Origin of the sequence: Mesorhizobium jarvisii (assembly GCF_003601985.1) — a bacterium.
GTDB lineage: Bacteria > Pseudomonadota > Alphaproteobacteria > Rhizobiales > Rhizobiaceae > Mesorhizobium > Mesorhizobium jarvisii.
Window position 1 is genome coordinate 1 of sequence record NZ_QZXA01000009.1, and the last position, 23,666, is coordinate 23,666.

The 23,666-nt window shown below is 62.5% G+C and carries 25 protein-coding genes; 13 read left to right on the forward strand and 12 right to left on the reverse strand.

Features of this window, described 5'->3' with window-relative positions:
• Positions 1–327 precede the first annotated feature (327 nt).
• On the forward strand, positions 328–1,530 hold the full coding sequence (locus tag D3242_RS22135) for an AI-2E family transporter (protein ID WP_167470449.1): 1,203 nt from the start codon (positions 328–330) through the stop codon (positions 1,528–1,530).
• Between the two features lie 39 nt (positions 1,531–1,569).
• Here D3242_RS22135 and D3242_RS22140 read toward each other — a convergent pair whose 3' ends face one another.
• The 3 genes from D3242_RS22140 to D3242_RS22150 form a co-directional block, all read right to left on the reverse strand.
• Positions 1,570–2,466, reverse strand: a complete 897-nt coding sequence (locus tag D3242_RS22140) for a DMT family transporter (RefSeq protein ID WP_019857586.1) — start codon at positions 2,464–2,466, stop codon at positions 1,570–1,572.
• A 127-nt stretch (positions 2,467–2,593) separates the two neighbouring features.
• On the reverse strand, positions 2,594–3,358 hold the full coding sequence (locus D3242_RS22145; RefSeq protein ID WP_019857587.1) for an arginyltransferase: 765 nt from the start codon (positions 3,356–3,358) through the stop codon (positions 2,594–2,596).
• A 138-nt stretch (positions 3,359–3,496) separates the two neighbouring features.
• The gene (locus D3242_RS22150) at positions 3,497–3,967 is read right to left on the reverse strand and encodes an RDD family protein (protein ID WP_019857588.1); all 471 of its coding nucleotides are present in this window, start codon (positions 3,965–3,967) and stop codon (positions 3,497–3,499) included.
• Between the two features lie 212 nt (positions 3,968–4,179).
• Between D3242_RS22150 and sthA the strand changes: the two genes are divergently transcribed.
• Positions 4,180–5,565 (forward strand): Si-specific NAD(P)(+) transhydrogenase, encoded by a 1,386-nt coding sequence (gene sthA / locus D3242_RS22155; protein ID WP_027046731.1) that lies wholly within the window; start codon positions 4,180–4,182, stop codon positions 5,563–5,565.
• Between the two features lie 60 nt (positions 5,566–5,625).
• Here sthA and D3242_RS22160 read toward each other — a convergent pair whose 3' ends face one another.
• Entirely contained in the window at positions 5,626–6,285 is a 660-nt protein-coding gene (locus tag D3242_RS22160) for an alpha/beta hydrolase (protein ID WP_064982513.1), read from the reverse strand.
• Positions 6,286–6,486: 201 nt separating this feature from the next.
• Here D3242_RS22160 and D3242_RS22165 point away from each other — a divergent pair, with 201 nt between their 5' ends.
• Positions 6,487–7,707, forward strand: a complete 1,221-nt coding sequence (locus tag D3242_RS22165; protein WP_027046732.1) for an OpgC family protein — start codon at positions 6,487–6,489, stop codon at positions 7,705–7,707.
• Between the two features lie 12 nt (positions 7,708–7,719).
• Here D3242_RS22165 and D3242_RS22170 read toward each other — a convergent pair whose 3' ends face one another.
• Complete coding sequence (locus tag D3242_RS22170) at positions 7,720–8,796, reverse strand: LacI family DNA-binding transcriptional regulator (protein WP_064982515.1); 1,077 nt, start codon at positions 8,794–8,796, stop codon at positions 7,720–7,722.
• Positions 8,797–9,153: 357 nt separating this feature from the next.
• Here D3242_RS22170 and D3242_RS33610 point away from each other — a divergent pair, with 357 nt between their 5' ends.
• The gene (locus tag D3242_RS33610; protein WP_019857594.1) at positions 9,154–9,303 is read left to right on the forward strand and encodes a hypothetical protein; all 150 of its coding nucleotides are present in this window, start codon (positions 9,154–9,156) and stop codon (positions 9,301–9,303) included.
• 16 nt (positions 9,304–9,319) lie between these two features.
• On the opposite strand, the gene D3242_RS22180 is transcribed toward D3242_RS33610, so the two are convergent.
• Positions 9,320–9,685 (reverse strand): DUF423 domain-containing protein, encoded by a 366-nt coding sequence (locus tag D3242_RS22180; RefSeq protein WP_064982519.1) that lies wholly within the window; start codon positions 9,683–9,685, stop codon positions 9,320–9,322.
• 24 nt (positions 9,686–9,709) lie between these two features.
• Positions 9,710–10,963: a multidrug efflux MFS transporter gene (locus D3242_RS22185; RefSeq protein WP_081295991.1), complete on the reverse strand. Its 1,254-nt coding sequence runs from the start codon at positions 10,961–10,963 to the stop codon at positions 9,710–9,712.
• Between the two features lie 117 nt (positions 10,964–11,080).
• Here D3242_RS22185 and D3242_RS22190 point away from each other — a divergent pair, with 117 nt between their 5' ends.
• Positions 11,081–11,746, forward strand: coding sequence for a GntR family transcriptional regulator (locus D3242_RS22190; protein WP_019857597.1), 666 nt, complete (start codon positions 11,081–11,083; stop codon positions 11,744–11,746).
• Positions 11,747–11,848: 102 nt separating this feature from the next.
• Complete coding sequence (locus tag D3242_RS22195; protein ID WP_010915577.1) at positions 11,849–12,109, forward strand: DUF982 domain-containing protein; 261 nt, start codon at positions 11,849–11,851, stop codon at positions 12,107–12,109.
• Between the two features lie 54 nt (positions 12,110–12,163).
• Here the strand turns inward: D3242_RS22195 and D3242_RS22200 are convergent, their stop codons facing one another.
• The gene (locus tag D3242_RS22200; protein ID WP_019857598.1) at positions 12,164–12,310 is read right to left on the reverse strand and encodes a hypothetical protein; all 147 of its coding nucleotides are present in this window, start codon (positions 12,308–12,310) and stop codon (positions 12,164–12,166) included.
• A 198-nt stretch (positions 12,311–12,508) separates the two neighbouring features.
• Between D3242_RS22200 and D3242_RS22205 the strand changes: the two genes are divergently transcribed.
• Entirely contained in the window at positions 12,509–13,480 is a 972-nt protein-coding gene (locus D3242_RS22205) for a glycosyl transferase family 90 (protein WP_064982521.1), read from the forward strand.
• A 16-nt stretch (positions 13,481–13,496) separates the two neighbouring features.
• Here the strand turns inward: D3242_RS22205 and D3242_RS22210 are convergent, their stop codons facing one another.
• Positions 13,497–14,540 carry an aldo/keto reductase gene (locus D3242_RS22210; protein WP_064982523.1) on the reverse strand — a complete coding sequence of 348 codons (1,044 nt, stop codon included), beginning with the start codon at positions 14,538–14,540 and terminating at the stop codon, positions 13,497–13,499.
• A 282-nt stretch (positions 14,541–14,822) separates the two neighbouring features.
• On the opposite strand from D3242_RS22210, the gene ppk2 reads away from it, so the two are divergent.
• Positions 14,823–15,743, forward strand: coding sequence for a polyphosphate kinase 2 (gene ppk2, locus D3242_RS22215; RefSeq protein WP_044550210.1), 921 nt, complete (start codon positions 14,823–14,825; stop codon positions 15,741–15,743).
• 213 nt (positions 15,744–15,956) lie between these two features.
• Here the strand turns inward: ppk2 and D3242_RS22220 are convergent, their stop codons facing one another.
• The 3 genes from D3242_RS22220 to D3242_RS22235 form a co-directional block, all read right to left on the reverse strand.
• Positions 15,957–16,604 (reverse strand): dihydrofolate reductase family protein, encoded by a 648-nt coding sequence (locus tag D3242_RS22220; protein ID WP_064982525.1) that lies wholly within the window; start codon positions 16,602–16,604, stop codon positions 15,957–15,959.
• A 385-nt stretch (positions 16,605–16,989) separates the two neighbouring features.
• Positions 16,990–18,021, reverse strand: coding sequence for a porphobilinogen synthase (hemB, locus tag D3242_RS22230; RefSeq protein WP_019857603.1), 1,032 nt, complete (start codon positions 18,019–18,021; stop codon positions 16,990–16,992).
• Positions 18,022–18,170: 149 nt separating this feature from the next.
• Complete coding sequence (locus D3242_RS22235) at positions 18,171–18,992, reverse strand: DUF2066 domain-containing protein (RefSeq protein ID WP_064982529.1); 822 nt, start codon at positions 18,990–18,992, stop codon at positions 18,171–18,173.
• A gap of 185 nt (positions 18,993–19,177) precedes the next feature.
• Between D3242_RS22235 and D3242_RS22240 the strand changes: the two genes are divergently transcribed.
• From D3242_RS22240 to D3242_RS22260, 5 genes are all read left to right on the forward strand, one after another.
• Positions 19,178–20,221, forward strand: a complete 1,044-nt coding sequence (locus tag D3242_RS22240; RefSeq protein WP_064982531.1) for an enoyl-CoA hydratase/isomerase family protein — start codon at positions 19,178–19,180, stop codon at positions 20,219–20,221.
• Positions 20,218–20,640, forward strand: a complete 423-nt coding sequence (locus D3242_RS22245; protein WP_019857605.1) for a DUF6163 family protein — start codon at positions 20,218–20,220, stop codon at positions 20,638–20,640. The genes D3242_RS22240 and D3242_RS22245 overlap by 4 nt, the downstream gene beginning before the upstream one ends.
• A 238-nt stretch (positions 20,641–20,878) precedes the next feature.
• Complete coding sequence (gene ldtR / locus D3242_RS22250) at positions 20,879–21,394, forward strand: transcriptional regulator LdtR (protein WP_013896002.1); 516 nt, start codon at positions 20,879–20,881, stop codon at positions 21,392–21,394.
• A gap of 409 nt (positions 21,395–21,803) precedes the next feature.
• The gene (locus D3242_RS33995) at positions 21,804–22,004 is read left to right on the forward strand and encodes a hypothetical protein (protein ID WP_064982533.1); all 201 of its coding nucleotides are present in this window, start codon (positions 21,804–21,806) and stop codon (positions 22,002–22,004) included.
• Between the two features lie 337 nt (positions 22,005–22,341).
• Entirely contained in the window at positions 22,342–23,595 is a 1,254-nt protein-coding gene (locus tag D3242_RS22260) for a L,D-transpeptidase family protein (RefSeq protein WP_027046735.1), read from the forward strand.
• Positions 23,596–23,666 lie beyond the last annotated feature (71 nt).

Consider the following 23,666-nt stretch of genomic DNA (forward strand, 5'->3'; position numbering starts at 1 on the left):
GCTCATCCACGGTTGTAGCCGCAGGGGTGTCGGGCGACTTCGCCAAGCCTCGAATCGGATGGCCGTCCGGTTCGAGGCTCAGTCGCTTCCATCGCACAAAGTCTCCTCCGTGCAGATACAAGGGGTGTTCCAGGGAACGCCAACGCCTCACTCCGCTGGAACCCCCCTCATCCGTCTCGGCGCTATCGCGCCGATCCACCTTCTCCCGCAGGGGGAGAAGGAAGAAAGGCACCCCAATCATTTGGAGTATCGTCACGATTGCTGCACTATATCAGTGCATAACGGGGAAAGGTGTTTGGGAGAGACGGGCGTTTGAAGGAATCCAGGATGCAGAAACCGGAACGGCAGCAGCGCCTGTTCGGCCTGTCGACGCCGCTGCGGTCGGCTGTCATTCCGCCGCTGTCGGCGGCCCGCTGGCTGCTGGTGCTGATCGTCGCCGCCGGCGTCTATTTCTTCCATGGTTTCCTGTTCCCGGTGCTGGCCGCGCTCGTCATCGCCTTCGCCAGCTGGCCGCTTTACCAGCGGCTGCTGACCGGCGTCGGTGGCAACCGCACCATCGCCGCCACTCTGGCCATCCTGTTCATCCTCGCCTTCCTGGTGATACCGATCGGGCTTGCCGGCACCTACGCCATCAACGAGGTGCGCGAGTGGGTCGGCTGGGCGATCGAGACCAATCGGCATGGTGCCGTGACGCCGCACTGGATCGCGACGATGCCTGTCATAGGCGACTGGCTGAACGAGCAATGGACCACCAATTTTGGTCATCCCGGCGGCATTGGTGAACTGATCCAGCTGATCAGCGGCGCAAACATAGGCAGCATCTATCGCGGCGCGCTCGCCGCAGGCGGCAGTGCCTTTGGGTTGCTTCTGACACTGCTGTTCATGATGATCGCCCTGTTCTTCGCCTATCGTGACGGCGAGCATTTTGCCGGTCAGGTCGATCGCCTGGGAGAACGCATCCTGCCGACGCGATGGGAGCGGATTTCGCGCGTCGTCCCGGCGACCATTTCCTCGACTGTGACCGGCATGACCGTCATCGCCATAGGCGAGGGGTTGGTGCTGGGCATCGCCTACTGGCTGGCCGGCGTGCCGTCGCCGGTGACGCTTGGCGCCCTGACCGGCGTCATGGCGCTCATCCCCGGCGGGGCGCCTTTGTCCTTCACCCTTGTCTCGATCTATCTCGCCGCCAGCGGCTCGCCCATGGCCGGTCTGGCGCTGTTCCTGTGGGGCGCGGTCGAACTGTTCATCGTCGACAAGACACTGCGCCCGAAGCTCGTCGGCGGGCCGATAAAGCTGCCCTTCCTGCCGACCTTTTTCGGTCTGATCGGCGGCGTCAAGACGATGGGGTTCCTCGGCCTGTTCATCGGCCCGGTGCTGATGGCGCTGCTGGTCGCCATCTGGCGCGAGTGGCTGCGAGAGGTGGAACTGGTCGACGAGTTGACCGCCGACTCGGCGGCCGAGATCGAAGGCGGGCCGCCGCAAATCGAAATCCTGCCGGAACCCGGCGTGGCGAAGAAGGCCAGCGCTTGATCCCGAAACGCAACTTGCGCTGGGCCCATCAATTACAGGTTAGACCGGATGGTGCACCGCAAGGTCACCCCGCTGCCTACGGCCGTCATGCAGTTGCCAGAGCGAATGGGCGACCAGCGTGACGATAAGGATCGCGCCACCGATCAGACTGTTGCGGGTCGGTGTCTCGGCAAAGATCATCCACACCCAGACCGGCGCCAGCACGGTTTCGAGCAGATAGAACATCGCCACTTCCGGCCCCGAAATGTATTTCGGCCCGGCGGCGAGGCAGAAGAACGAGATCGGCATGATGACGGCGCCGTTGAAGATGATCCACCAGGGCGCGTTCACGTGAAAGCCTTCGCCTGACACCATGAGGGCGGCGAGCGCCATCGGCAGAAGCACGCCGACGAGTGAGGTGAAGCCCATGTCCTTGCCGCTGGCGCGCGAGATGGTGATGGCGACCGCGATGAAGAAGGCCGAGCACAGCGCCATGAAATCACCGAACAGCTTGCCGGTGCCGACCGAGCCGCCGACGATGACCAGCACGCCCAGGATCATGATCAGCATCGCCGCGATGGTCACCAGCCGAGGTCTTTCCCGCAGGAATATCCAGGACAATAGCCCTGCGAATACAGTGTTGAAGGCCAGGATGAACACCAGGTCGGCGGTCGAGGTGTGATAGACGGCGGTGACGAAGCTGATCCCTGTCAGCCCATACAAGGTCGCCACGATCATGCCGGCCCAGCCGGGGATGAGCGGCGGGGCATTTCGGCTGAGTGCCCGCCAGACCGACCAGATGATCATCGCCGCGACGAATGTGGTGCTGGTGCGCAGCAGCATGATGGTCCATGCGCCGCCATCGGCGAGGCGGATCAGTGGTATGTCGACGGTCAGCGTCAGCCCGCCGATGGCGGTTATCAAGAGACCCTTCTGGTGATCGCGGTGCGGGGACATGCAGCAACTTTCGCAATGAGATGCAGGCCGAGGGCTGACCGTTGCAATGGCGCACTCTCCCCAGCCGACCGGCTGAAAGACCAGCATCCCTGCCTTGAAGTTGTTTAAGCGTGGATCGTGGAAAAACTCAGCGTGAAACCGCTTCGTTGGTGTAGCGTTCCCAGCCCTTGGGGCCGAGATGCTCCTGCGGCATGAAGCGCATCTTATAATTCATCTTGCGCGAGCCGTTGACCCAGTAGCCGAGGTAGACATGGGGCAGGCCCATCGCCCTGGCGCGGGCGATGTGATCGAGGATCATGAACGTGCCGAGCGAACGCTCCTCGAAATCGGGATTGAAGTAGGAATAGACCATCGATAGGCCGTCGGCCATTTTGTCGGTGAGCGCCACCGCGATGAGTTCACCCTGACCCTTGCCGGTGATGAAGGTGTCGGGCCCACGTCGCCGGTATTCGATCACCTTGGTGTCGACATGGGTATCCTCGACCATCATGGCATAGTCGAGCACCGTCATGTCGGACATGCCGCCGCGACGGTGGCGGGCATCGAGATAGCTGCGGAACAGCGAATATTGTTCGGTCGACGGCTCGGCATTGTGCATGGCGCCGACGAGGTCGGAATTGTGCTGCAGCACGCGCTTCATGTTGCGGCTGGCGGTGAATTCCTGGGCGAGGATGCGCACCGAAACGCAGGCGCGGCAGGTCTCGCAGGCCGGCCGGTAGGCGATGTTCTGCGAGCGCCGGAAGCCGCCTTGCGTCAAGAGGTCGTTCATCTCCGACGCCTTGTCGCCAACCAGATGGGTGAACACCTTGCGCTCGAACTGGCCGTCGAGATAGGGGCACGGCGACGGCGCTGTCAGGAAGAACTGCGGCGACTGGGTCGGATGCTGCGTCATTTAAGTCTTGGAAACACTCCTTCGAGTCGCTCTACCTTTGGCGCGGAAAGCGAAAAATTCAACAGGATTGTGAAGATGCGGGCATGCGAACGCCTTCACATTTGCGCCGACAAGGCGGAAGCGCTCCCGAAAACGCCTTCAGCGGCCGGTGCGGCTGACCACCGTGCCGAGCAAAAGGTCGTGCAGCGTGCGCTTGCGGTCGGAGAACAAGGTCACCAGCAGAACCAGCGGCGACAGGATGACGTTGCCCGCCCAGAACAGCACGGAATGGACGACCGCGGTCAGCCCGTCGATCGGCCGCCCGTCAAGACGATCGAGGCGGATACCCATCATCTTCATGCCGGTGGTCGCCTGGTCGGCGCTGCCCAGCGTGTTCCAGATGTAGAGAATGGCGACGGCCGGCACGAGGACGCCGAACAGCATCCAGCCGAGACCGAGGGTCAAAAGCCCGAGGAAGAACACCAGTATGGCAAAAGGAATGGTGAGCAGGGCGACGATGATGTAGTCGACCACGAAGGCCAGCATGCGCCTTGTGCGCACGCCTTCATAGGCCCTGACATCGTCAAGCCGGGTGTTGATGATTTCGCCGTCGAGAACGCGCGCGTTCATGTCATTTCCTCGTAACAGGGCCCGACATAGGGTGCGGGCCGCTCGTAAATGAAATGGTAAAGGCCTGTGTCGGAATCAAGGTCGGGGTTCTCGCCCGGGCGCAAGGCAAGAGCGACGCGAGACACAATCCGAATCGGTTGAATTTGCCGTGCGGATAGCATTAGCTTGCTGCGGCGCAACAAAAGCGCTCAAGGGCAGAGGGACGGGGCACTATGGACTATGACATGCTGGTCATCGGCAGCGGCCCCTCCGGCCGCCGCGCCGCGGTGCAGTCGGCCAAGCTCGGCAAATCGGTGCTGGTGGTCGACCGCGGCCGGCGTCTTGGCGGCGTCTCCGTGCACACCGGCACGATTCCCTCGAAGACGCTGCGCGAAACCGTGCTCAATCTCTCAGGCTGGCGCGAGCGCGGTTTTTATGGACGCGGCTATCGGGTCAAGCAGGACATTTCCGTCGGCGACCTCATCGAGCGCCTGCACAAGACGCTCGACCACGAGGTTGAGGTGCTACAGCACCAGTTCATGCGCAATACCGTCAAGAGCGCACGCGCCTCGGTAAAATTTCTCGGCCCCAACAAGGTCAGCCTGACATCGGACAATGGCGACTACAGCGAAGTCGGATTCGCCAATGCGCTGATCGCGGTCGGCACCAGGCCGCACCGGCCGCGCGATGTGCCTTTCGACAAGACCCGCATCTTCGACAGCGACGAGATGCTGGAACTCGACCACTTGCCGCGCACGCTGACGGTTATCGGAGGCGGTGTCATCGGCGTCGAATACGCCACGATCTTTTCCGCGCTCGACGTGCCGGTGACGCTGGTCGAGCCGCGCAATTCCATCCTCGATTTCGTCGACCGCGAGATCGTCGACGATTTCATCCACCAGATGCGCGATCGCGGCATGACGATAAGGCTTGGCAGCGCGGTGAAGGAAATCCGCTCCAAGCCCGAGGCGGCCGAGGTGGAACTGGCCGATGGCCGCACCATCCGCTCGGAGGTCGTGCTCTACGCTGCTGGCCGCACCGGCAATGTCGGCAGCCTGGGTCTCGACGTGGTCGGCATCGAGGCTGACTCCCGAGGCCGCATCAAGGTCGATCCGCAGACCTTCCAGACCAGCGTCCCCAACATCTACGCCGCCGGCGACGTCATCGGCTTTCCGAGCCTCGCCTCGACCTCGATGGAGCAGGGCCGGGTGGCCGCCTGCCACGCTTTCGGCGTGACCCTGCCGCCGCCGCCGGAAACGTTCCCCTATGGCATCTATGCGGTGCCGGAGATCTCGACCGTCGGTCAGTCCGAGGAACAGGTGCGTGAAAGTGGGGCCGCCTATGAGGTCGGCGTCGCGCGTTTCCGCGAGACCTCGCGCGGCCACATCATGGGCGTCAACACCGGCTTCCTCAAGCTGTTGTTCTCGATCGAAACACGCCGCCTGCTCGGCGCGCACATTGTCGGCGAGGGCGCCACCGAGCTCATCCATATCGGCCAGGCCGTCATCAATCTCGGCGGCACCGTCGACTTCTTCGTCAACAACACCTTCAACTATCCGACGCTGGCGGAAGCCTACAAGATCGCCGGGCTTGATGCCTGGAACAGGATGGGGCGGTAGGGCTCTGGCGCTCCTGACGATTGCCGGAGCGCGGGCACGGGTCGCGGCCTGTGATTGGGCCTACGCCACGGCAGCCGGCCCCACCATCCATTGCCTGACGATGGCGGCGTCCGGATCGCCGATTTCATGGCCCGAGGGAATGATCCGGGCGTCGATCTCGGCGCCGTGCCGGCTGAGCAGCGTCACCAGCGCCGGCGCGAAGGGCCCGTAGGTTTCGTCGGTGGCACCGGCGATGATCAGCGTCCTTGTTCCCGCCAGGTCCGTCGCGGGCACATGGTCGAGCACGGGCATAGGCCGCAACAGCGCCGCTCGGCGGACGATGCCTGGATGTAGCAGCATCAGGCTGGAAACCAGATTGGCGCCGTTCGAATAGCCGAGAAAAGTTGCGTGATCGAGATTAAGCCCATGGCGGCTGGTGGCCTCGCTCGCGAATGTCGCGAAAGCCGCCGTTTCGGCAAGGATGCTCTTCTGTTCGAAGCGCGTCGGGTCTATCCGCTCGAACCAGCGGAAACCGTCTTCCTGGGGGATGCGGCCTCGCGCCGCGACCAGCGTGGCGGTGGGCGCGATCCGTCTTGCCAGCGGCACCGAAGTGGTCTCGTCGACACCCGACCCATGCAGCAGGAACAGGCACTGACGGCTGTCTCTGCCAGCGCCCAGGAGGCGGTAGGCAAAGGCCATATCCGTGACCAGGGGGGCGTTTTCGATGCCGTCGCCGATCATCCCGCATCCTCTTGATTATATGAGGTTCCGCTCAATTTGCCGGCTTCAAAACGCAATATTTTCATGCTCCGCGAAAGTTGATTGAACCGGGCGCATTCCGGCCCGTTTATGCGCCGATATACTCCGCGTGGGAGGAATCGAAGCGGTGCGCCGGGGGTCGCATTGCTGGACATGAACAACCAGCTTTGAGGCCTTTTGTCGATGACTACTCCTGTTTTGTCGGATCGCAATTTGCGTATCCCTGAACGCGATACGCGTATCTCGGATCGCGATACGCGTATCGATGTGCTGCGCGCGCTGGCCCTGATCATCATTTTCATCGACCATGTGCCCGGCACGGCTTTCGAAACCCTGACCTACAAGAATTTCGGTTTCTCGGACGCGGCGGAGGCTTTCGTGCTGATTTCCGGCATCTCTGTCGCGCTTGCCTACGGCACGAAGTTCCGGCCGGGTGACCGGCTTCTGGCCACGTTGAAGATGTGGCGGCGCGCAGGCGTGCTCTACGTCGCCCACATCGTCACCACGATGGTGGTGATCGGTTTGTTCTGCGCCGTGGCGGTGTTCACCAGGCGCCCGGAGCTGCTGAAGCTGATCAACATCGAACCATTGATGAAAAACACGCCGGAAGTGCTGGTCGGCATCGTCACGCTCGGCCATCAGCTTGGCTACAACAACATCCTGCCGGTCTATGCCGCGCTGCTTTTGATGGCTCCGGCCTTCGTCCTGCTCATCAGCTACCGGCCTGCCGCGGCACTTGCCGCGTCCGGTGCGCTGTGGCTGATTGCCGGCATCTGGCAGATCGCTCCGCCCAACTATCCCGAACCCGGCTTCTGGTTCCTGAACCCGCTGTCCTGGCAGTTCCTGTTCAATATCGGCCTTGCCGCCATGCTGCATGTCAGGCGCGGCGGCGTCATTCCGGTCAACCGTTGGCTGGTCGGCGCGGCCGCGGCCTATGTGGCGACGGCGCTGGTCTGGGTGCACAGCCCACTTTGGGGGCAGATAACGTGGTTCAAGCTTCCCGTGGTGATCGGTGGCTTCGACAAGACCTTCCTGTCGCTGCCGCGGCTGTTGCATATACTGGCGGTCAGCTACCTCATCGTCGCCTTGCCGGCACTGTCGAACCTGTTCCGCACCAGCCACGACCACCCACTGGCGATACTGGGAAAACGGTCGCTGCCGGTCTTCATCGCCGGCACGGTGATCGCCATGGTCGCGCAGGTGATGAAACTGATCAATCCGGGCGGGCTTGCCTATGACACCCTGCTGCTTTCGGCCGGCATCGCCATGCAGTTCGCGCTCGCCTTCTATCTCGAATGGCTGTCGACCATCGGCGGCTCGGGCAAGGTCCGCACGTCGCAAAAAGATGTCACGCCGGTGCGTGCGTCTTTCGGCATCTCGGCGGTGGCGAGGGCCAATCGTTGAGTGGCGGGTGGGTCAGCCGCGTGGAGGAGCCGACGAGGCCCTCACGATCAGCTCGACCGGCAGTTGCCTGCGATTTGTCGTGCCGTCGTTTTCCAGGATCGCCTTGACGGCGAGACGGCCGATTTCGGCAATCGGTTGGGCGACGGTGGTCAATGGCGGCTCGGACACCGCAGCTTCCGGAACGCCATCGAACCCGACGATCGAAATATCGTCGGGGACCTTCAGTTTGCGCGCGCTCAGCCATTCGAGCGCCACCAAAGCCATCCTGTCCGACATTGCCAGGATCGCCGTGGGCGGTTCGGCGACGCCGAAGATCGCCTCGAGTGCCGCGATCGTGCTGGTCGCATCGTTGGCGGTCTCGTAGACGGGCACTTTGGATGTGTCGACGCCAACCCGCGACAGCTCCTGGAAATAGCCGGTGAGCCGGTCTCGCGTCCCCGCATAAACCGCGGTCTGCACCTGCTCGGGGGAAACGGGGCCTGTCCTGCCGTCGACAAACTGTAGCGCCAGCACGGCAAAGCGGCGGTGCCCGAGGCCGGTGAGATGGCGCGCCGCCATGGCCGCGCCGGCGACATTGTCGATGCCGATTGTCGCGACCGACCCATCCTCGGAAGCGAGGTCGAGCGCCACGAAAGGCAATTTGCGCTCGCGTGCCAACTGCACCAGGCGTGAGCCGCCTTCGATACAAAAGACGATGAAGCCGTCGACCAGGGCGCTCTGGATGTTCCAGGCAAGCTGCTCGTTGTTGGCGGCCGAGACCAGCGAGATGCCGGCGCCTGTCGCGTCGCAAGCCTGCGAGATGCCCGCCATCATGACGCGTGCGAAGGGATCGTCGAAGAAGTAGGAGAGGGGTTCGGCCGTGGCGACGCCAATGGCGTTGACCTTGCCCGCGCGCAACAGGCGGCCCTTGGGGTCCGGTCCGCCATAGCCCATCGCCTCGGCCGCCGCCTTGACCCGTTCGCGGACTTCCTCGCGCACGATCTCGGGGCGGCTGAAGACATTGGATGCGGTGCCGTGCGAAACACCGGCGGCCTTGGCGATGTCGGCCAGCCGGACGGGTCTTCGATTGCCTACGGTGAGTGACGCCATTGTGCGTGCCTCCTGACATGCATTTAGCACGTTCCCGATCTGCATCTAGCACTTTCGTTGGATCGATTCAAATTTGCTTGACCGAAGATGCATGAAGACTTATGTTTGAATCGGTCCAAGTCGCAGATTTGTGCTGCTGAATGTCAAGGGGAGGTGCGCTATGCATCCCGTCAATTATCTGTTCGAGGACATCTATCGCAACCACTGGAGCATCGGGCCGGGCGCCAACGGCTCCAGGCTCCGGGGCAGGGCCGGACCATGGATTCGCGACCTTCGCTTCCTTGTAGAGCGCAGGCGAAAATGATCGGCGTTTCTTTGCTTACCGATTGGATCGATTCAATTCCGTGGAGAAAGACCATGCACCCCATCAAACATCTGTTCGAGGACATCTATCGCAACTACTGGGGCATCACGCCGGCCGCGGAGCGGCCGAAGATGCGGCGCCTGACGAAGCCGGCCGCGCGCAATCGCGATCTTTGGCTTCGTACCGAACGTCTCAGGGATTGATGCCTGCGTAGTTGGCCTAGGAACGCGGGCGTACGAGGGCGGAAATCGCTATCCCCAGCCAGCCGGCGATGAGCAGTGTGCCTCCGATCGGCGCCGACATCGGAAACAGTCTCGATCCGAGGAAATCGCGGGCGAGGAGATCGCCCGCGAAAAGCAGGAGCCCGACAAGCAGGACGAGGCTTGCGACGCGCAGGCAGCGATTCGCGCCCATGAGGCCGACGGCGACGAAGACCGGCGCGTGCATCAAGAGGAACGACGCGGCCGTGCCGGTGAAGGCGCCGCCGCGGTGCGCGGCCGCTGCCGACAGCGCCACGCCTGCCGCTCCGACGAGACCGCCGGCAAACACGAGGAGACGGCTGGCGGTTGGTTCGGCGGCATTCATGTCGGCCAGCTCCCTCTAACGCTCTCAGGACTCACTTGCTTCCAGCGCCATATGCCGTGTGCGCCGCGACTGGACAATCCAGTTGTAGACGGCGCCGCCGGCCATCAGTGCCGATGTCCCGAGGAACACCGCCCGCATGCCGAAATGACCGCCGACGAAGCCGCCGGTCAATGGTCCCGCAACCTGCCCGACATACTGCGCCGAGATCGCCAGGCCAAGCACATTGCCGCCGACGCCGTCTGGGATGTTGTGTCGGATGACGCTGGTGATGCAAGGCAGCAAGCCGCCGAGCGCCAGACCCATCAGGAAGCGCAACCCGATCAGTTGCCAGCCATCGGTGACGAAGGCTTGCGGAATGAGCAGCAGGGCTGAGACGGCCAGCGCTCCGACGACGACGTTCCAGTGGCCGACGCGGTCAGCGAGCTTGCCGAGCCAGGACGCCGACAGGATGGTGCCCAGCGCCGCCGCCGACATCACCACGCCGGCGACCATCGTCACCCGGCTCGGATCCTCGATGAGCTGCTGCACATAGACGGTGATGATCGGCTCGATCGACATGTTGGCGAAGGCCAGCAGCATGCCGGTTATCAGCATGGCCACGACCGGGCGCTTGTCCAGAATCCGTGACCAGCCGCTTTTCGACCTGGCTGCCGATCCCGCCTTTACCGGCTTCAGGCGCGGTGTCTCCTTGATGAGGAAGGTCGTTGCCAGGAAGGCAAGGAAGATGACGCCTCCGGACAGAAGGAAGGTGGCGCGAATACCGATCACTGGCGGCAGCGTACCGCCAAGCAGGGGGCCGACCAGCGAGCCCGCCGTTATTCCTGCCGACAGCACGCCCAGCGCCCAGCCGGAACGGTCCTTGGGCGTCTGCATGGCCACCAGTATGGTCGACCCCGAGGAATAGCCGCCGGCAAAGCCGATCAGCAGGCGCAGCAGCACCAATTGCCAGACCGTCTCGACCATGCCGGTCAGCGACATGCAGATCGCCATGCCGAAGCTGGCGCGCACCAGCATCACCTTGCGGCCATAGCGATCGCCCAGCCGCCCCCACAATGGCGCGACCAAGGCCGCGGCGAAGAAGGTGGCGCCATAGGCGACGCCGGACCATTGCACGATGGCGGCATGACCCTGCGCGCCGAGCTGTTCCACATAAAGCGGCAGGAAGGGCAACAACAGGGTCATGGCGATGAGCGTGCTGAACGAGCCAGCGAAACAGACGGCGAGATTGCGCCGCCAGTGGATGTTGTAACCGCTCTGTTGCGTGTCTTCCTGTGTCATGTCCTGCCTGCTCGATATCAGCGCTTGTTGCGGATACCATTTTGGGATACCAAACTGGTATCCGTCATGAACTCCAACCCAGCTGCTGTCAATGCGGCTTCGGAACAAGGAAGCGCTATGTCGCAGATGCAGAATGTCGAACGGCAGTTGCGCGAGATGATCCTGGGGCTCGAGATCGGTCCAGGCGAGAAATTGACCGAGCGTTGGATCGAAGGCCGCTTCGGCGCCTCGCGCACGCCGGTCAGGGCAGCACTTCTGCGGCTGGAAACCGAGGGGCTGGTGGGCAGGGATGGCCGCGGCTGGACGGTATCGCCTATCAACCTTGCCGAGCTCGAGCAGATCGCGGTCTATCGCGAAGCAGTCGAGGTCGCGGCTGTCCGACTGACATGCATGCATGCCGAAAGCAGCGCCATCGACGTCATCGAGGCGATGCTCGATTCCTGCGACGACAATACGCCGCGCGAGGAGTGGCATCGTGTCGGCATGGATTTTCACATCGAGCTGGCGCGCCTGTCGGGCAACGAATTTCTGTTCAGGGCCGTGCGCGATGCCATGACGCGCCTGTCGCGCGCTCGCTGGCTGGAAGTGCGTGACGAAGCGGCCCTTGGTCGCGCCTGGGCCGAACACCGAGCCATTCTGGCCGCGGCACGCCTTGGCGATGCCGATCAGGCAGCCCGCCTGCTTTCTGCCCACATCGTCGGCAGCCGCGACCGGCTTGTGACGTCGCTCGCCAACGACCGACGCGGCCTTCGCGCCAGGGGATTTGCCGTCGTGGCTGCTTAGCACCGCTATAGGGCAGGGCGCTCGCCGGCAAAAACAGGCGACGCCTCACGCCAAGCCCACTTTCGGTCTCGCTTCACGGACGCCGATGGCGTAAGAGCGGCGATGGAAAACAACCGATTTGAAACACCCGTGACCGTCAAGTCCGTCACGGCGGGAAGCACTCAGCTCTTGCGAACGGCCCGCGAGGCATCCGAATACCTCCTCAACAGCTGGCCCGGCAAGCGCAGTCCCAAGCATCGCGCGGCGCTGCAGGCATGCCACGATGCGCTGGCCGGCGACAAGCCGGCCATGAACGCGCGGCGTGCCTTTATCGCCGCGGCGCGCGAAGTGGACGTTTTTGTCAGCGACAAGGCTCCTGCCTGACGCAGAGCCATTGGCTGGATTGAGGCAAGGCCCGCATATGCGGGCCTTTTGCCGTCATTCCGCCGTTTCGTTTTCGATCTCTGCCTCGGGCTTGGAACGTTCGCGCGCGGCAACCTTGGCCGCCAGCTTTTCGGCCTTCTTCGCCGCCTTCTGCCGGTCGCGTTCCTTGCGTTCCTGATCGTAGTTTGGTGCTCGCGCCATATCGGCTCCTTTTGACCTGCCTTGCGGCTCTGATCCTGCCTAGGAGCATTAGCCGTCAAACACAACAGCTGAAACGACAGTGCGCGTGCACGGCCCCGGAGATCCGTGGGGGCTTGCCAGATCGGCGCCATAATGATGTAGGAAACGCGGGGCGCCAGCGTATTTGAGAGCTGCCCGTTTGTTTTGACCAAGTGAATCATGGCCACAATTGCGCGGACGTCGGCACGGGTTTTCTACTATGCGCGAAACGTCGTGCGCGATGTCATTCCACAAGCCCTGTTCCGCCTCAGGCTGGCTGCTCGCCTCGAACAGGCCATGCTTTCCGACGAGGCGGCGCGGCGGCGGCTGAATGACTACAACAAGCTGCAGGATGGTTTCGCGCCAAGCGCCAATGCGGTGCACATCAGCAAACTGCCCTTCACGCCGACCATGTACTATTACGACCTGAAGGAATTCGCCCGCTATTTCGATCCCGGATTGCTCATCGACGTCGAATTCGGCGACGTCAGGGACGTACCGAAGGTGCCGACGATCGTCAAGGATCGGCCGATCCGTGATGACGACCAGAACGCGGTCATCATGAAGCTCGACAAGTTCCGCCACTTCCAGATGCCGGCTGACGCCACCTCGTTCGCCGACAAGTTGCCTATGGTGGTCTGGCGTGGTGATCTCAACAATCCGATCAGGACACGGTTTCTGCAAGCGGTGCGCGACCTGCCGTTCTGCGATGCCGGCTCGCATAAGCCGAACGCACCGGCCGAATACGCCAAGCCCTTTCTCAGCATCAGCCAGCACCAGCGCTACCGCTACATCGTCTCGCTCGAGGGCAATGACGTGGCGACCAACCTCAAATGGATCTTGAACTCGAAGTCGCTTTGCCTGATGCCGCCACCGACATACGAGACATGGTTCGCGGAGCGGCAACTCGAGGCCAATGTCCACTATGTGCCGCTCGATCCGGATTTTGCCGATCTCGGCGAAAAGGTGCGCTATTTCGAACGGCATCCGGCGCAGGCCGAGCGCATCATCGCCGCAGCCAACGCCTATTGCCGGAAATTCTCCAATGAGCGGGACGAGCAGGCGATCTCCCTGCTCGTGCTCTACAAATATTTCGTGCTCAGCGGCCAGATCGAACCCGGTCCCGAACTGTGGCGCTTCATCCAGGGCTAGCGCCTCCGCCTGGTGGTTAGATCACGCTACGGTCGAGAACCATGTCGGCGGGGCCGAAGCGATCCTTTGCCGTCAGTTGCTGGTGCCAATAGGGGTAGAGCACGGGCGGCCGGCTGACCGCGTCGAGGCGCTGGCGTTCCTCAGGGCTGAGCGCCAGGCTTGCGGCAGCGAGATTGTCCTTGAGCTGGGCATCGTTGCGGGCGCCGATCACCAGCGAGGAGACGGCGGGGCGGCCGAGCAGCCAGGCCAGCGCCACCTGAGCGGCCGATACGCCGCGAGCCTTGCCGATCTCGACCAGCACATCGACGATCCGCCAGAGCCGGTCCTCGTCGCGGATCGGCGGCTCGGACCAGCCAGCGAGTTGCCGTGCGGTCGGGCTGTCGCGGTGGTATTTGCCGGACAGCAGGCCGCCGGCGAGCGGGCTCCAGACCAGCACGCCCAGTCCCTGGTCGACCGAGATCGGCAGCAGTTCATATTCCGCCTCTCGCGCCTCCAGCGTGTAGTGGATTTGCTGGGTGACGAAGCGCTGCTGGTGGCGGCTGTCGCTGATCGAGAGCGCCTTCATCACCTGCCAGCCGGACCAGTTGGAGCAGCCGATATAGCGCACCTTGCCCTGGTTGACCAAAGTGTCGAGCGCCGCGACCGTTTCCTCGACCGGGGTAAGCCCGTCCCACTGGTGGACGAAATAGATGTCGATGACGTCGGTCCTCAGCCGCTTCAGGCTCTTCTCGCATTCGCGGATCAGATGGTGGCGCGACAGGCCTTCGTCGTTCGGTCCGCTGCCGATCCGCATGCGCGCCTTGGAGGCGATGAGCACGTCGTTCCTGCGCTTGCCGCCGAGCGCTTCGCCGATGATCTCCTCCGACAGGCCGTTCGAATAGACATTGGCGGTGTCGATGAGGTTGATGCCGGCGTCGATGCACATGTCGATCATGCGCCTGGCTTCGGCAAGATCGCTGTTGCCGACCGCGGCGAAAGGCCCGGTGCCGCCGAAGGTCATGGTGCCCAAAGTCAGTGTCGAAACCTTAAGGCCCGAACGGCCAAGGGTGCGGTATTCCATGTCAGTCCTCGCGATTGTGTTGAATGGCGGCGGGGCCAAGGGGGAGCCCGGAATGCGACCGTGGATTTGTAGGACAATTCGGGCGGCTTGTCGCCATGGCATGGTGATGGATCGATTGGACAGAGCAGACGCTCCGGCGGCATATATCGCGCCCGAGCTGCAATAAAACCGTCACTGCCGGTCTATATTGAAGTCGGCTCAGGTGTTTCCCTTTCCAGGCTGCTGGCCAGCAATTTGGGCGCCGTACGGGAACCGACAGGGCTTGCAAGCGGAGCAGTGCAAATGACTGAGCTAAGACAGAATTCTCCCGCCAAGGACTGGCTCGAAGCCGAGCTCGCCGACACGCTCGACGAAGACTATGAGCTCGAAATGTCGGAGCCGGCGCTGTCGATGGAGATCGCCAAGATCTACAAGAACGCGCATCCGCCTTCGATCGACCGCATGCAATATTTTCGCGACCTGATCACGCTGCAGTCCGAATTGATCAAGCTGCAGTCCTGGGTCGCCTACCACAAGAAGAAGCTGGTGGTGATTTTCGAGGGCCGCGACTCCGCCGGCAAGGGCGGCGTCATCAAGCGCATAACACAGCGGCTCAACCCGCGCATCTGCCGCGTCGTTGCGCTGCCGGCGCCGACCGAACGCGAGAAGTCGCAATGGTACTTCCAGCGCTATGTTCCGCATCTGCCGGCAGGCGGCGAGATCGTGCTGTTCGACCGCTCCTGGTACAACCGCTCCGGAGTCGAGCGGGTGATGGGCTTTGCCGATGCGGGCCAGGTCGAGGAATTTTTCCGCGACGTCCCCGAGTTCGAGCGGATGCTGGTGCGCTCGGGCATCACAGTGGTCAAATACTGGTTCTCGATCACCGACGAGGAGCAGCAGATGCGCTTCCTGATGCGCATCCATGACCCGATGAAGCAGTGGAAACTGTCGCCGATGGATCTGCAATCGCGCGTGCGCTGGGAGCAGTACACCAAGGCCAAGGAAGAGACCTTCGCCCGCACCAATATTCCCGAGGCGCCCTGGTTCATCGTCGAGGGCAATGACAAGAAGCGGGCGCGGCTGAACTGCATCGATCATCTGCTCAAGCAGATGCCGTATGAAGAGGTCCCGCACGAGGAGATCACGCTGCCGGAACGCGTCTTCAATCCCGAATACGAGCGCCAGACGCTGCCGCGCGAGCTTTACGTGCCGGAGAAGTATTGAGCGCCTTTTCATTCTCCCCGTGTCACGGGAAGGTGAGGAGTGGTCTGCGCAGCAGACGAAAAGCCAACTGCTTGGCTTTTCGAACAACGAACGCCGAAGGGCGGCGCTGGCGTTGATGAATTTATTGCCATCGGACGCTCTAACCTCCAAACGTCGGCGCCGCCACTCATTGCCCTGCCGGGCATTTATCGCCGTGGAACGGGGAGAAAGTGGCTAACCCCGCTTGATCACCACATGCGTGGCAAGCGCCGTCGCCACCTGCTCGGTGCATTGATAGCCGAGCTTCAACATATCCAGGCCGGCGAAGAGGTGCTCGCCCTTGCCAAGCAGCACCGGCGAGATTGCCAGATGCATCTCGTCGATCAAGCTCTCCTGCAGATATTGCCGGATTGTGGCGACGCCGCCACCGATCCGCACATCCTTGCCGCCAGCCGCCGCCTTCGCCTGCTCGAGCGCCGAATGGATGCCGTCGGTCACAAAATAAAAGGTCGTCCCGCCTTCCATCGTGATGGGTGCCCGCGCGTGGTGCGTCAGCACGAAAGTCGGCACGTGGTAGGGAGGGTTGTCGCCCCACCAGCCTTTCCAGTTGTCGTCAGGCCATTCGCCGCGGATCGGCCCGAACATGTTGCGGCCGAGAATCCAAGCGCCGACATTTTCGAAACTGCGCTCCGCGAACCCATCGTTTACATCGGCGGTGCCGCCATCTTTTCCGAGCACCATCTTGCGGAAGGTGCGGGTGTCGACAAACCACTTGTGCAAGGATTCCCCGCCGATGCCGAGCGGATTTTGCAGATCTTGATCGGGACCGGCGCCATAGCCGTCGAGCGATAGGGTGAATGCGTTGACACGCAGCTTGGACATGAAAGCCTCCTCGATAACCAGTTGTATTTTGCAATCGGTTGTTGTTTAGCAAACCGGTTGCGAATTGCAAGCGCTATTTTCTAAGGCGAAAAGACACATACCCGGATCTCGCCGCCAAGCGGTGTCCCCTATTGTTTCGTGATGATCGGTTCGGATGACAACCGGCCGCTGGGACGGCCGCCGATCGCCCAACCATGAAATGGATCAGAAGCATCCTCTGGAGGCGTCCGCCATACCTTCGGGCGAGGTGCGGCTGCCGGCCGCCTCCGGCCGTGCGGCTATCATAGCCGCGGCTGCCGGTTTTTGTCTGCTGGAATTCGAAAGAACCGCCGACCGGTCGACAGACTGGTGACGTCTACTGAAAGGCTTTGCCGGGGAGGCCGGTCTACCCCTTCAGCATTTCGGCCACTTCGGGCGCGAAATAGGTCAGGATGCCGTCACAGCCGGCGCGCTTGAAGGCGAGCAGCGATTCCAGCATCGCCTTCTCGCCGTCGATCCAGCCATTGGCGCCCGCCGCCTTGATCATCGAATATTCGCCCGACACCTGGTAGGCGAAGGTCGGCATCTGGAACTCGTCCTTCAGCCGGCGGATGATGTCGAGATAGGGCAGGCCGGGCTTGACCATCAGCATGTCGGCGCCCTCGGCAATGTCCTGTTCGGCCTCGCGCACCGCCTCGTCCGAATTGGCGTGGTCGATATAATAGGTCTTCTTGTCGCCCTTGAGCAGGCCGGCGGTGCCGACCGCCTCGCGATAGGGGCCGTAGAAGGCCGAGGCGAACTTCGTCGCATAGGACATGATCGCGACGTCCTGAAAGCCGTTGGCATCGAGCGCGTCGCGGATGGCGCCGATGCGGCCGTCCATCATGTCGGATGGCGCGATGATGTCGGCGCCGGCCGCTGCCTGGATGACGGCCGCCGCCGCGACCTGTTCGACCGTTTCGTCGTTGACGATGATGCCGTCGCGCAGGATGCCGTCATGGCCGTGACTAGTGAACGGGTCGAGCGCGGCGTCGGTGATGATGCCGATCCCGGGCACCGCGTCCTTGATCGCACGGGTGGCGCGGTTGATGATGTTTTCCGGATCGAGAATGTGCGAGCCGGTCTGGTCGCGCAGGGCCAGTTCGACATTGGGGAAGGTGGCGAGTGCCGGAATGCCGAGCTTGGCCGCGCGTTCGGCCTCCTTGACGGCAAGATCGACCGACAGGCGGAAGACACCCGGCATGGCGGCGATCGGCTCGCGTACGTTCCTGCCCTCGACAACGAAGATCGGCCAGATCAGGTCGTCGACCGAAAGCCGGTTCTCCTGTACCAGGCGGCGCGACCAGTCGGCCTTGCGCATGCGGCGCAGACGGCGGCTGCCGGTCACGTCGTCGACGCTGCGCGCGCCGGCTGGCTTTGTCGGGGTGAATTTGTTCATGGCCAATACTCCGGATCAGCGGGTTTTACCACGAGCCCTTGCCGCTGACCAATGCGACACGATTGTGCCAGGCCGAAGTCGCCAATCTCCGCCTTGTAGGCCGATGCTCGGCAAAGCAGAGATGGGCGCGTCCCGCCATATCTATCCGGTCAGGGCTGGCCATTACCCGAAAGAATCTGCGCAGCGCCTCCGATTGCCACGCGGAACGCCTCGTCGAAGCTGACGCCACGCACCTGCCAGCGATAGGTCTTGCCGTGATCGGCGAGGCGCCAATCGGCGATCCAGCCGAGATCCTTGTCGCTCCAGACGATGCTGCCGGCGAGCGCTTGCGCGCCACCGGCCTGTTTGGCCAGCAGATCCAGCCTTGCCATGTCGTCGGTGCGCAGCCCTTTTTCGTCCAGCTCGGCCAGCTGTACCGCCTTCGGAAATACGACATGCATCAACAGCGGATCGGTGGCATTGACGAAAGACTCGCGCATCGTCTTGCCACGCTCTTCCTCGGCGCTGAGCGCGAAATGCCTCGCGCCCTGTTCGACGGTGAGAAAGACGGCGAGCGTTGGCCGCTCGCCAAGCCAGGGCTTGCTGCCCAGCTGCGCGAGCAGCTTGTCGACCGTGGTGGGCTTGTAGAGACAGGTCAGATCATGCGGCCGGTCATGCGTGCCTTGCTCGTCATGGATCGGAATGCCCTCCAGCCGGTCGTGGTAGCGGAAGGCGTCGACAAAATCGCCGGCCTTGTCGCGCAGAGCCGCCATTTCGGGTTTCTCCAGCAGGCGTTGATCGCCTGAAACCCTGACCAGGACCCGGTCCAGGCAATCCTTGAAGCCTATCCGGCGGTTCACCTCGCCCTGGCCGGTGACGATGGTCCGAGACTGGTAGAGATCGTCGGTCGTGATGGCGAATGCAGCACGCGGTGCAAAGCCGGTTGTCACAAATACGACCGTCAAAAGCACGGCACGAAGAAATCCGGGCATGGCCAACTGTTCTCCGACGCCGTCTGCGCGCGATATCGGCGCGTCGCTTGCAACGGCGGCGATCTTCGTAGCATCGGCCGGCGCCGGTCGCCAAGACCACGGTGCACAGGCTGCTGCCATTGACGCACCCATGCGGCGCCTTTAGCACTTCAGTCCCGCAGGCGCGGGGGAGGGATTCTCTGGCGATGGATTTTGATGGAGGCGACGAAATTCGCTTCGAGCGCTCGGGCAGGGCCGGTGTCGTCACGCTGACGCGGCCGCAGGCGCTCAATGCCGTCACCCATCGCATGGTCAGGGCGCTGGGCAAGGCCCTGCATGCCTGGGAGTGCGACGATGGCGTGGACGTCGTCCTGGTCAAGGCCGAGGGCAGGGCGTTTTCGGCCGGAGGCGACATCCTGCACATTTATGAAGCCGGCCGGGCTGGAAAGCCGCCGGTCGAGTTCTTCGCCGACGAGTATAGGCTCAACGCCCACATCAACAGCTTCAAGAAACCCTATGTGGCGCTCATCGACGGCATCGTCATGGGCGGCGGCGTCGGCATTTCCTTTCACGGCTCGCACCGGGTGATGACCGAGAATGCCCAGTTCGCCATGCCGGAGGTCGGCATCGGCTTTTTCCCGGATGTCGGCGCCAGTCATTTGCTGCCCGACCTTGGTGGCTCCTTCGGCATATACCTGGCCCTGACCGGCAACCGCATCCGCTATGGCGATGCGCTGTGGTCGGGGCTGGCCACCCACACCATCAAGGCCGAGGACCAGGCCAGCTTTCTTGATCGGCTGGTGCTGACCGGCGATCCGGAATCGGTGCTGCGCGGTTTCTTCGTCCCGGCAAAGCGGGAGACCGACAGGGCGGCGCTGGAAGCGATCTCTCGCCATTTCGCTCAGCCGTCGCTGCAGGATGTCATCGACAGTCTTGACCGCGCGGCGGGCACCGACGAATTCGCGGCAAAGACGCTGGCGACGATGCGCACGCGCTCGCCCACCAGCCTTCGCGTCGCCTGGCGGCAGATCAGCGCCGGGCAGACCTTGTCGATGGACGAGTGCATGAAGATGGAGTTCCGCATCCTCAACCGCATGGTTGCAGGCCACGATTTCTACGAAGGCATCCGCGCCGCCATTATCGACAAGGGGTCGAAGCCGCAATGGCGGCCGGCAACGCTCGACGCGGTCGGCGAGGCGGATGTCGAGGCCTATTTCGCCCCGCTCGGCGAACGGGAACTCCTGCTATGAGCGAGGTGACGTCGAGACGCGTCGTGCTGCAGCCCTCGACGGTCGAGGTGATCTTCGCCTGGTTCCAGCGCGTCATCGCCGGCTACTGCCTGCTGTTCGGCATCCTATACTGGATCAAGCTGATCGGCTTCTATCCCGGACCGCTGTGGCGCTTCGACCTGATGCCGGTGCATTGGCAGGTGGCGGCGGTGATGCTCGCCGTTTTTTTCCCCTTTGCCGCGGCGGGGTTGTGGATGCTGGCCTCGTGGGGCCCGGTGATCTGGTTCATCTGCGCGGTCACCGAGACCGTCATGTATGCCGGTTTTCCCGAGCTTTTTGGCCATCGGCCGCTGATCGTCGTCTCGCATGCGGCGGTGGCGCTGCTCTACATCGTCTTTCGCGTCGTCATCTGGCTGCAGAAACGCCCCGTCCGGCACTAAGCCATTGAGGCCGTTGACGACTTGGCAAACGACCGGATTGAGCCCTGCGATAAGTGCCTAAGCCTTTAGGTTAATTATCCTTACTCGGGTGACCGTTCGTTAAGCCTCTTCCGAAACCTCTTACCGGTAAGCTCTTGTTAGCCCTAGCGTTTAAGTCGAATTTTATGAGTATTCGATAGTGTCGCGATCAAGGTGAAAAACAAAAAATCACCAGGGCGACAAACGAGAGGCAAAGACAATGATCAATTCGCGTCCGGCGGCGAAGACCGCCAACGTTTCCGACGATCGCCGCGAGGCTATCCGTTCGCTGTACATGGAATCGCTGCAGCTGGTCGAGCGGCTGCACCGCCGTCTGCTTGATGTCATCAAGGACGAATTCGACCGCAACGGCCGTTCCGACATCAATGCCATCCAGGCGCTGCTGCTCTTCAACATCGGCAATTCCGAGCTGACCGCCGGCGAGTTGCGCTCGCGCGGCTACTATCTCGGCTCGAACGTCTCCTACAATCTGAAGAAGCTGGTCGATCTCGGCTTCATCAACCACCAGCGCTCGCGCATCGACCGTCGTTCGGTCCGCGTTTCGCTGACCCCGAAGGGCAATGAGGTGGCCGACGTCGTCGCCGGTCTCTACGAGCGCCATGTCGGCTCGATCGAGCAGGTCGGCGGCATCAACACGGACGAGTTCAAGCAGATGAACCGCGCCTTGCAGCGGCTCGACCGCTTCTGGAACGATACCATCGCCTACCGGATGTAAGCCATCCACGAACGGCAGCCGTGCCGCAGAAGCACGGCCCGAACAGCGACCTTCAGTCAGGGGCCGGTGCCGAAAGCACCGGCCCTTTTTCTGATCATGGACAGCCGGCCAGCAGTTGGCGTGGCCGTCGCTTGACCGATGCAGCACTTGGAGCCGTGAGCGGCGAGTTCCGCCGCGCACTTTGCTTTCGCCTCCACAATGCTAGTGTCGCCGTACAAGGGGGCATGATGGGTCGGAGCAGCTGTTGCAAAATCTGTTCGGTTGCCGCGGTGCTCTTGGCGGCACCGGCGATGGCTTTCGCGCAGGAATGGTGGAAAGATTCCTTCGCCATCGAAGGCAGCAGCCCCTGCGAGAACAATGATTCCAGGGTAACCTTCACCGACAAATCGGTGGACATGTGGGAAGTTGGGTGCACCCTCGACAGGTCCAGAAGCTCAGGGGCCTGGACGCCGTCATCCTGGACATGACCTGCTCGGATGATGAGCAGAGTGTCGAGAAGCGACGCGCGCTGTTGCTCAAGCTCGATGACAACAAGATATTGCGGTATCCCGAGTACCAGGTGCTGCAACGGTGTTCGGAACTGGAAGCCAAGACCAACCCAGGGCCCTAGCCGTCTGCGCGGATGAAACGCCTCGGTTCCTGCGCTTCCCGGCCCTGACGATGCGCGACAGGGCGGCTTCGATACCGAAAAACCACGCCCCTTTCATTTCGCCATGCCGGGCGGCGCAAATTGCGGGCCAAGGCCACGTTGCCGCCATATTCCAATGGGACCGAGGATCCCGGTGAAGCTGCGGTCAAGGCCATGTGTTCACCTGGAACCGGACGGTGCGTCACGCGTTTGTGGCCGAACCGATGCGGACATGGTTGGCTAATTGTTAAGATTGCCAACTTTAGAGTGCGGGCAAAATCGCCCCTGATCGAATGCTACAAGAATGTCTGGAACGTCCATGAGAACCAGCCGCCGCTTTTTCCTTTCCGGAGCCTCGTTGCTCGCCGCCACCATGGTGGCCGGCCGCGCGAGCGCGCAGGACGTGATCGGGGATATCCTGAAATCCTCGGCCCGCGGCAATTGGGACGACCAGTTCGATGCCCGCGCCAGCGAAGGCGGCAAGGTGGCCTCGACACTGCCGATCTTCAGCACGCAGACCGTTGCGTTTACCGAGCAGGCGGTCGCGCAGTATCAGAACATTGTCGGGCAGGGCGGCTGGGTAGAGGTTCCCGCGACCAAGAAACTGGAACTCGGCGTCGATGACCCGGATGTCGTCCCGCTGCGCAAGCGGCTCATCGTCTCTGGCGACCTGTCGCAGAGCGCCGGCATTTCGACGGCCTTCGATTCCTATGTCGACTCGGCCGTCAAGCGCTTCCAACTGCGCCATGGCTTGCCGGCTGACGGTTCCATGGGCAAATACACCTATGCGGCGATGAATGTTTCGGCGCAGGTCCGGCTTGGCCAGCTGCAGACCAATTTGCAGCGGCTGAAGGAGAAGGCCGGCACGCTCGGCAGCCGCTATGTGCTGGTCGACATTCCGGCCGCACAGATCGAAGCCGTCGAGAATGACCGTGTCGTGCTCCGCCACACCGCTATCGTCGGCAAGATCGATCGCCAGACGCCGATCGTCAATTCCAAGATCAACGAGATCATCGTCAACCCATACTGGAACGCGCCGGTCTCGATCGTGCGCAAGGACATCATTCCGCTGATGCGGAAGGATCCCAACTATCTGAAGAACAGCCATATCCGCCTGTTCGCGCCGGATGGCAGCGAAGTCGATCCGATGAATGTCGACTGGTCGACGGATGATGCGGCCAAGTACCGGTTCCGCCAGGATCCCGGTTCGGAAAACGCCATGGCGTCGGTCAAGATCAACTTCCCGAGCCCGGACGGCGTCTACATGCACGACACGCCGCAGCAGAGCCTGTTCGGCAAGATGATGCGCTTCGATTCCTCGGGCTGCGTGCGCGTCCAGAACGTGCGCGATCTCGTCACCTGGATCCTGCGCGACACGCCCGGCTGGGACCGTCAGCATTTCGAGGCGGCGATCAAGACCGGCCAGAACACGCCGATCCAGGTCACCAACCCGGTGCCGGTGCACTTCCTCTATCTCTCGGCCTGGTCGACCGGACCCGGCGTCGTCCAGTTCCGCGACGACGTCTACGCTTTGGACGGCGCCAGCGAACTGCAGATTACCTCTTCGCTCTAAAAGACTGATAATTCTGACGAAAGGCCGCCCGAATGGGCGGCCTTTTGTTTGCGGGATCGTTAGATCAGTTG

Bases quoted from the DNA above. Each gene is read 5' to 3' on its own strand.
- D3242_RS22135 (WP_167470449.1), top strand. From the start codon at position 328: ATGCAGAAACCGGAACGGCAGCAGCGCCTGTTCGGCCTGTCGACGCCG.
- D3242_RS22140 (WP_019857586.1), bottom strand. From the start codon at position 2,466: ATGTCCCCGCACCGCGATCACCAGAAGGGTCTCTTGATAACCGCCATC.
- D3242_RS22145 (WP_019857587.1), bottom strand. From the start codon at position 3,358: ATGACGCAGCATCCGACCCAGTCGCCGCAGTTCTTCCTGACAGCGCCG.
- D3242_RS22150 (WP_019857588.1), bottom strand. From the start codon at position 3,967: ATGAACGCGCGCGTTCTCGACGGCGAAATCATCAACACCCGGCTTGAC.
- sthA (WP_027046731.1), top strand. From the start codon at position 4,180: ATGGACTATGACATGCTGGTCATCGGCAGCGGCCCCTCCGGCCGCCGC.
- D3242_RS22160 (WP_064982513.1), bottom strand. From the start codon at position 6,285: ATGATCGGCGACGGCATCGAAAACGCCCCCCTGGTCACGGATATGGCC.
- D3242_RS22165 (WP_027046732.1), top strand. From the start codon at position 6,487: ATGACTACTCCTGTTTTGTCGGATCGCAATTTGCGTATCCCTGAACGC.
- D3242_RS22170 (WP_064982515.1), bottom strand. From the start codon at position 8,796: ATGGCGTCACTCACCGTAGGCAATCGAAGACCCGTCCGGCTGGCCGAC.
- D3242_RS33610 (WP_019857594.1), top strand. From the start codon at position 9,154: ATGCACCCCATCAAACATCTGTTCGAGGACATCTATCGCAACTACTGG.
- D3242_RS22180 (WP_064982519.1), bottom strand. From the start codon at position 9,685: ATGAATGCCGCCGAACCAACCGCCAGCCGTCTCCTCGTGTTTGCCGGC.
- D3242_RS22185 (WP_081295991.1), bottom strand. From the start codon at position 10,963: ATGACACAGGAAGACACGCAACAGAGCGGTTACAACATCCACTGGCGG.
- D3242_RS22190 (WP_019857597.1), top strand. From the start codon at position 11,081: ATGTCGCAGATGCAGAATGTCGAACGGCAGTTGCGCGAGATGATCCTG.
- D3242_RS22195 (WP_010915577.1), top strand. From the start codon at position 11,849: ATGGAAAACAACCGATTTGAAACACCCGTGACCGTCAAGTCCGTCACG.
- D3242_RS22200 (WP_019857598.1), bottom strand. From the start codon at position 12,310: ATGGCGCGAGCACCAAACTACGATCAGGAACGCAAGGAACGCGACCGG.
- D3242_RS22205 (WP_064982521.1), top strand. From the start codon at position 12,509: ATGGCCACAATTGCGCGGACGTCGGCACGGGTTTTCTACTATGCGCGA.
- D3242_RS22210 (WP_064982523.1), bottom strand. From the start codon at position 14,540: ATGGAATACCGCACCCTTGGCCGTTCGGGCCTTAAGGTTTCGACACTG.
- ppk2 (WP_044550210.1), top strand. From the start codon at position 14,823: ATGACTGAGCTAAGACAGAATTCTCCCGCCAAGGACTGGCTCGAAGCC.
- D3242_RS22220 (WP_064982525.1), bottom strand. From the start codon at position 16,604: ATGTCCAAGCTGCGTGTCAACGCATTCACCCTATCGCTCGACGGCTAT.
- hemB (WP_019857603.1), bottom strand. From the start codon at position 18,021: ATGAACAAATTCACCCCGACAAAGCCAGCCGGCGCGCGCAGCGTCGAC.
- D3242_RS22235 (WP_064982529.1), bottom strand. From the start codon at position 18,992: ATGCCCGGATTTCTTCGTGCCGTGCTTTTGACGGTCGTATTTGTGACA.
- D3242_RS22240 (WP_064982531.1), top strand. From the start codon at position 19,178: ATGGATTTTGATGGAGGCGACGAAATTCGCTTCGAGCGCTCGGGCAGG.
- D3242_RS22245 (WP_019857605.1), top strand. From the start codon at position 20,218: ATGAGCGAGGTGACGTCGAGACGCGTCGTGCTGCAGCCCTCGACGGTC.
- ldtR (WP_013896002.1), top strand. From the start codon at position 20,879: ATGATCAATTCGCGTCCGGCGGCGAAGACCGCCAACGTTTCCGACGAT.
- D3242_RS22260 (WP_027046735.1), top strand. From the start codon at position 22,342: ATGAGAACCAGCCGCCGCTTTTTCCTTTCCGGAGCCTCGTTGCTCGCC.